This window comes from Sphingobium agrisoli, assembly GCF_041877245.1.
Taxonomy (GTDB): domain Bacteria; phylum Pseudomonadota; class Alphaproteobacteria; order Sphingomonadales; family Sphingomonadaceae; genus Sphingobium.
On the sequence record NZ_JBHDJI010000023.1, the window covers coordinates 9328 to 14725 of the forward strand.

7 protein-coding genes are annotated in these 5398 nt (G+C 63.8%); all 7 read right to left on the bottom strand.

Annotation, left to right across the window (positions count from 1 at the left end; translation table 11 throughout):
* A partial coding sequence (locus tag ACETPF_RS20615; RefSeq protein ID WP_373936492.1) for a DNA sulfur modification protein DndB occupies positions 1-1376 on the bottom strand: 1376 nt, incomplete at its 3' end.
* 159 nt (positions 1377-1535) lie between these two features.
* Positions 1536-1760 carry a helix-turn-helix domain-containing protein gene (locus tag ACETPF_RS20620; RefSeq protein WP_373936494.1) on the bottom strand — a complete coding sequence of 75 codons (225 nt, stop codon included), beginning with the start codon at positions 1758-1760 and terminating at the stop codon, positions 1536-1538.
* A gap of 8 nt (positions 1761-1768) precedes the next feature.
* The gene (locus ACETPF_RS20625; protein ID WP_373936495.1) at positions 1769-1984 is read right to left on the bottom strand and encodes a DUF2274 domain-containing protein; all 216 of its coding nucleotides are present in this window, start codon (positions 1982-1984) and stop codon (positions 1769-1771) included.
* A 9-nt stretch (positions 1985-1993) separates the two neighbouring features.
* The gene (locus ACETPF_RS20630) at positions 1994-3187 is read right to left on the bottom strand and encodes a TraB/TrbI/VirB10 family type IV secretion system protein (protein ID WP_373936497.1); all 1194 of its coding nucleotides are present in this window, start codon (positions 3185-3187) and stop codon (positions 1994-1996) included.
* Positions 3184-4116, bottom strand: coding sequence for a P-type conjugative transfer protein TrbG (trbG, locus tag ACETPF_RS20635; protein WP_373936498.1), 933 nt, complete (start codon positions 4114-4116; stop codon positions 3184-3186). The genes ACETPF_RS20630 and trbG overlap by 4 nt, the downstream gene beginning before the upstream one ends.
* The gene (gene trbF, locus ACETPF_RS20640) at positions 4113-4925 is read right to left on the bottom strand and encodes a conjugal transfer protein TrbF (RefSeq protein WP_373936499.1); all 813 of its coding nucleotides are present in this window, start codon (positions 4923-4925) and stop codon (positions 4113-4115) included. The genes trbG and trbF overlap by 4 nt, the downstream gene beginning before the upstream one ends.
* A partial coding sequence (locus tag ACETPF_RS20645) for a TrbL/VirB6 family protein (RefSeq protein ID WP_483475730.1) occupies positions 4922-5398 on the bottom strand: 477 nt, incomplete at its 5' end. The genes trbF and ACETPF_RS20645, both read right to left, overlap by 4 nt.

The window sequence follows — 5398 nt, forward strand, 5'->3', positions numbered from 1 at the left end:
CCGAAGCGGAAATACCCGCCCTGCGTCGCGCCGATATCCCGGTTTGCCGATCCACCCTCCTCAGGGAGATATGCAGCGAGGCCATCGAGCCCAGCATCGGTCCGTTCCTCCGAGGTCATTTCATAATAGCGCCACATGGGATTTTCGTGGCTGAAATCCATCTCGGGGATACCCGCGAGAAAGGCCTGAAAGAGCTCTTCCGCATTATCCGGCCGCCGATTGTTGAAATTGAGATCATAGCCGATCTTAGCGAGCGCCTTCAGCACGACCGGCTGCGCCGCCACCGTTTTTTCCTTCGCGCGATCGTTGCCGAAGCCGGGGATCTGAGCGATCTGGCCCCAGAGCTCAAGCACCGCCCCTTCACGTGGTTCGATAGTGGCTGGCGTCGCTCCGGCGATATTACCTTTGTTGAGAAAGGCGATGGCATTGATCGCAACGACATCCTTCAGCACGAGAGCGCCGGTATCGAGCGACCACTCTTTGACCTCAGAGTCGATGATGCGGAAGCCGAGATCTTCCGTTAGCCGACGCTTGATGAAATGCGTGATAGGGTTCGAGCCGTCGAACTGAAATGCGAGCGAGGCGTCCACTTTCTTGCCGAGTCGGTTCAGGTCATGAAAGAGCTGGCGCTCCTGCTCGATATCGAGGCCGAGGTGGACCTCAACAGTGAGCGTCGCATAGGCTCGTGCCGCCTCATAGGCTTCGTTCCACACCAGCATGTCGCTCTCTGCAACAGGCTTGCCTTTCTCGAAGAAAAGAACTGCCCCTTTGCCGGGGTACCGGCCGGTCTGGCGGACACTGTCCAGGAAGGCCATGGCCATCTCGGCGGCATGGCGCCGGTGCTGACCGTCAATCACCCAAAGTATGTGGCGTTCCGAAAGGAAGACCTTGAAGCCCGCCGTTTCGCCGCTGGTCGTTTCGAGCCGCAGGCCTCGGATGCCGCCGGCGCCGGTGCCTCCGGGCGGCACGTTTCGGATATTGCAGACCAGAGGCTGAAGCGAGAAATAGGGCTGCTCGCCAAGCGCGCGGAGCACGGATTCGAAGGCCTCAGGCACTTCCTTCCCCTGCGCGACACGGCGCATCCGTGCCGCCGAGACCAATCCCTTGACCATATAAACAGCGAGCTTCTTGGCATGTCCCTCGTCGAGCGGGCGCTGCGCAATCGGGCCGTTTTCACGGTCGTTTGCAACGTCAGAGATATCGAAGAATTTCCGGAAGGGCACCGACATGGTGAACACACGATGGCCAAGATTGTGGCCGATGAAGACGTTGAACGGGGTCTCGTTCACATCGCCCGAATCCGCGAGGATATCGAGTGTTTCCAACTCGCGGGGCGTCTGGAGGGGGATGGGTAATTCGCCGGTCTTAGCGTACATATGCAGCTCCTTGTTTCACAACACGCTTGGCGGGATGACTTGCCAGTTGGTCCGCCATGGCGTGAAGCGAACTTGGCCCATGGGGGAATTTTCGTCAACTCGAAAAACCCCCATGGTATATTATTGATATTTTCCGCAGCTGACATAATGACTCGACGATCAACCGTCGATCAGGTGTTTGAGGCAGCGGTAGGGGATAAATGTAGACCGACCTATTTTGACGGTCTCGATCTCACCCGATTTGATGAGTTCATAGAGCGTTGTGCGCGGAATCCCTGTCAGTTGCACAGCGGTCGCAATGCGCACGCTGATTGGTTCGATCGACAGGGCGCCTAACGCCGCAGCTGCTTTGCCCGTCTCATCTCTGCGCTCCTCGGCGCTCAAGTGGCGTTTCATGATTTGTTTCGCGACCGGACAAATCCCCTGTCGCTTTCGAGGTAGCTGACCAACATGGCGGGCACGAGTTCGGTTACGGCTTCCTCCCGACCGTAAGTCTCAGCATAAAGCGCCGCGTACTGCTGCAGCATCTGGTGGAGATCGGGCGTGATGGTGATCGCCAGCTTGATCGGCGTTCTGTCTGGCAGCCTCGGTAATTTAAGTTCGGGCATCGCTCGCTCCTATCCGCGCCAGGGCGCGAGAATGAGATCTTTGTGAACTACCAAGCGTACCGTCGCACCCGGCCGGATCGTGATCGTCGGCTGGATATTGAGGCTGCGGGACGTGAGCTGGTCACCGGCGCGCGACACGTTCTGTTGCGTCGATTCTCGAATTGCCTGGGCGAGATCGCTCTCGCCCGTGACCGTCAGCTGCGAGCCGACGCCGAGCAGTGTCGAAAGCGCGACGCCCTTGAGGAGCGCCCATATGTGGAAATCGACCTTGTCCTGCAGGCCGGCGTAGCCCGACGCGTCGGTGGCCGGGACATTGTCGATCCTGACCGAGCTGCCGTCGGGCAGCATTATCCGCTGCCACACGATCAGCGCGCGCTGCTGGCCGAACGCGACAACGCTATCATAGCTCCCGATCAGCCGTGAGCCCTGCGGAATGAGCAAGATGCGCCCGGTTGGACTGTCGAACACCTGGCTAGTGATCTGGGCCGTCACCAGCCCCGGCAAGTCCGAGCGCAGGCCGGTTATCAGGCTCGCCGAAATGACGCTGCCCGCCGAAAGCAGGTAGGGCGACGGTGCCGCCGTCAGCGCGTGTGGATTGATGTCCCCGGAGCGATCGAGAGTGCCAACGAACTGGGCCTTGCGCCCCTGAGCGTTAGGGTCCCGGTCCGGATCGAGAGCTGGTCCCGATGCCTCTGCCGTTGGTGCTGCCGGCGTCGCTGAGGCGTCGGCTGCTACTGTCGGCGACGTTGTGGTGCGGCCTTGCACCAACACCCCGGATTGGCGAGCGGCCCTCAACTCCGACAGCTGCCGCTCCCGTTCTTGCGCCGCCGTCTGGCCCGACGGATCATTGCCGACGCCGGTTTCCGTTGCCATGCGGCGCTGGCTTTCGAGGATCGGCCTGCCCAGGTCTCCGGGGAGCGGTGGGCCGAGCTTCGGGGTATCGCCATAGGTCGCCGGCAAGCCGTTCAGAGCGTCTGTCGATGGACGATTGCTCGGTTCCGACAATTCTCGGGCGTCTGGGACCGCGCCGAAGACACGCGGTTTCAACGCGATCCATGCTACGACGACCAGGCTGACGGATCCGAGCGCGGCGACGGCGATGATAACGCCGCGCCGAAAGCGTATCGCGCGCGCCGGTTTCGTCCGGATCGCCAACGTCTCTGGATCGAGCTTCGCGGCGGGAGAGACGAAAGCCTCGCTCATGAGCGCTTCCCCTTTCGCGAGGGAGTGCCGTCACCGACGCGCGCGATCCGGACAACCTGCTGCTTCTTGGTGCCGAGCCTCAGTTCGGCCGCGTCAAAGATTCGGTCGACGACATAGAACCGGCCGCGGACACGAAAATTGACCAGCTCGGCTTCGCCGGTCGGCCCGACGACGAACAGTGGCGGCGCATCGCCGACGGCGATGCTGGCGGGAAACTCGACAAAGGTCTGCCGGCCATCGTCAAAGGCGCGAAGCGGCCGCCACGCAGGCGCATCGCCACTGATCGCATAGTTGAAATGGAGACTGTCGACCGCCAGTCCCTCGGAGATCGGAGCTGCAGCGGCAGCCTGCTCGGCAGCCCGCCGCAGGGCGATCAGCTGGTCGGCTGGGTATGTCCATGACAAGGCGGCCATCGCGGTGCGCGACGTTGCGGTGAGTTGGAGGTGGTAGCTCCGCCTATCCGTCGTCACGACGAGATTGGTAGCGAGGCCCGAGGTAAACGGCTTCACCAGGATGTGCGTTCGCTTGTCTGCGCCGGTGCCGCTCGTCGTGTCGCCGATGACCCACCTGACTGTATCGCCGGCCGCCACCGCCACGAGATTTTCGCTTGGCTGCAAGGCAATGTCGGTGACGGCACCGGGCGCGGTGTAGACTTGGTAGATCGTACCGTCGCTGAAGGGGAAGACCTGGACCGCATTCACGAAGCCCTGTGCCTGCGGCTCCAGTGTGGCCACTCGATTGGCCGCAGCGACACGCGCCACCATCGGGTTTACCCGTTTGCGGGCGATAGTTCGCCGAGTTGGCTGCCTCGGCGCTGGCGACGCCTTCGCTGCGGCAATGGGTCCCGGCGCTCGCTGAGGCGTCGTGGTCTGGGCCTGCGCTGACGTCGCAATGAACGCGAGGGCGGACGCTGCGAGAAGGATCTTCATGGGCGTGACTCCTGGGCGGGCTGCGTGGGAGCAGCGAGATTGGGATCGAGGGGTGAGCCGAGCGGCAGGCCTGCAGGGACAGGCGGCGGGGCAGCGGGCGGAGGTGTGGGACGCGACTGCGCTGGAGGATCGAGTTCCCGACTCCAGTCGACCGCGTCGACGTAGACGCCAAGCGGGTTCTTCCGGAGCGTGTCCGCATCGGTAGGCGCCCGCATCACGACGGTCAGGATCGCCGTCCAGCGCTGTGTTCCGGCCTGCGCCCCGCGCTCGTAGGCGGTCTCGGTCCATTTGACCTGGAAGGACCGATCTGACGCGCGCACCACGCTCGTCACCTGAACCGACACCGTCCGCTCGCCGATGCTGGCAAAGGGATCGACAGCTCGGGCGTAGTCGCCGAGAAACTGGGCGCCGCGCTTGGTGGTGAAGTCATAGGCTTCGAGCCAGTCCTGGCGAACCAGCACCGGATCGAGCGATCGGCCACGGACGTTCGCGATGAATCGCGACAGGTGCCATGCGATCTGCGGATCAGTTGGATGATAGCCCGCCTCTGCTTCCGAGACGGCGCGCGTCTCGCCTAGCCGGTCGACCTCCACGACATAGGGCGTGATGCGGCTCTGCACCGATCGCCAGACGAGAGCTGACGAGAGGCCGCCGGTGAGGGCAAGGCACCCGAACGCCATGAGGCGCCAGTTGCGCGCTTGCACGCGAGCGGAGCCGATCCGCTCGTCCCAGACCTGGCCGGCACGCTGATACGGCGTCTCCGGCTCCGGGGTTTGTCCGTAACGCTGGACGGCGCGTTTGAAGATCATCGATCGTCCCTTTCTTTGATGTCGGGGGTGGCGGAGGCTCCGCCACGATCGCCTTGCTGCAAGGTGTGCATCGCGATCTGGCGGTGATGTCGGGCGGTCTGCTGGCCGCGCATGGCCCGTGCCCAAGCCGGGGTGCCGTCGGCGTCGGCGGATGATCCTGCTTCGGCCCGGCCGCTGCGGTTGAGGGCATTCCATGCCGCCGCGCGACCCTGCGAAGCGGCTTCGCCCAAGCCGAGCGCGCTCGAGGCGCGCTCGCGGGCGGCGTTGCCGGCGGCACGCGCCACGCCGCCAAGACCAGCCGCCTTCGTCGGTGACGACGCGGTCTCCTTGCCGAGCGTGTAGGCGGTCGAAGCTGCGGACCCCATTGAGGTGCCGGCCCGCACTGCGCCGAGTGCAGCGCCGCCAAGTGCACGCGCACCACCCACGGCGGCGCCGCCCGCAAGCATCGTGATACCGGCCGCGCCGACGGTCGT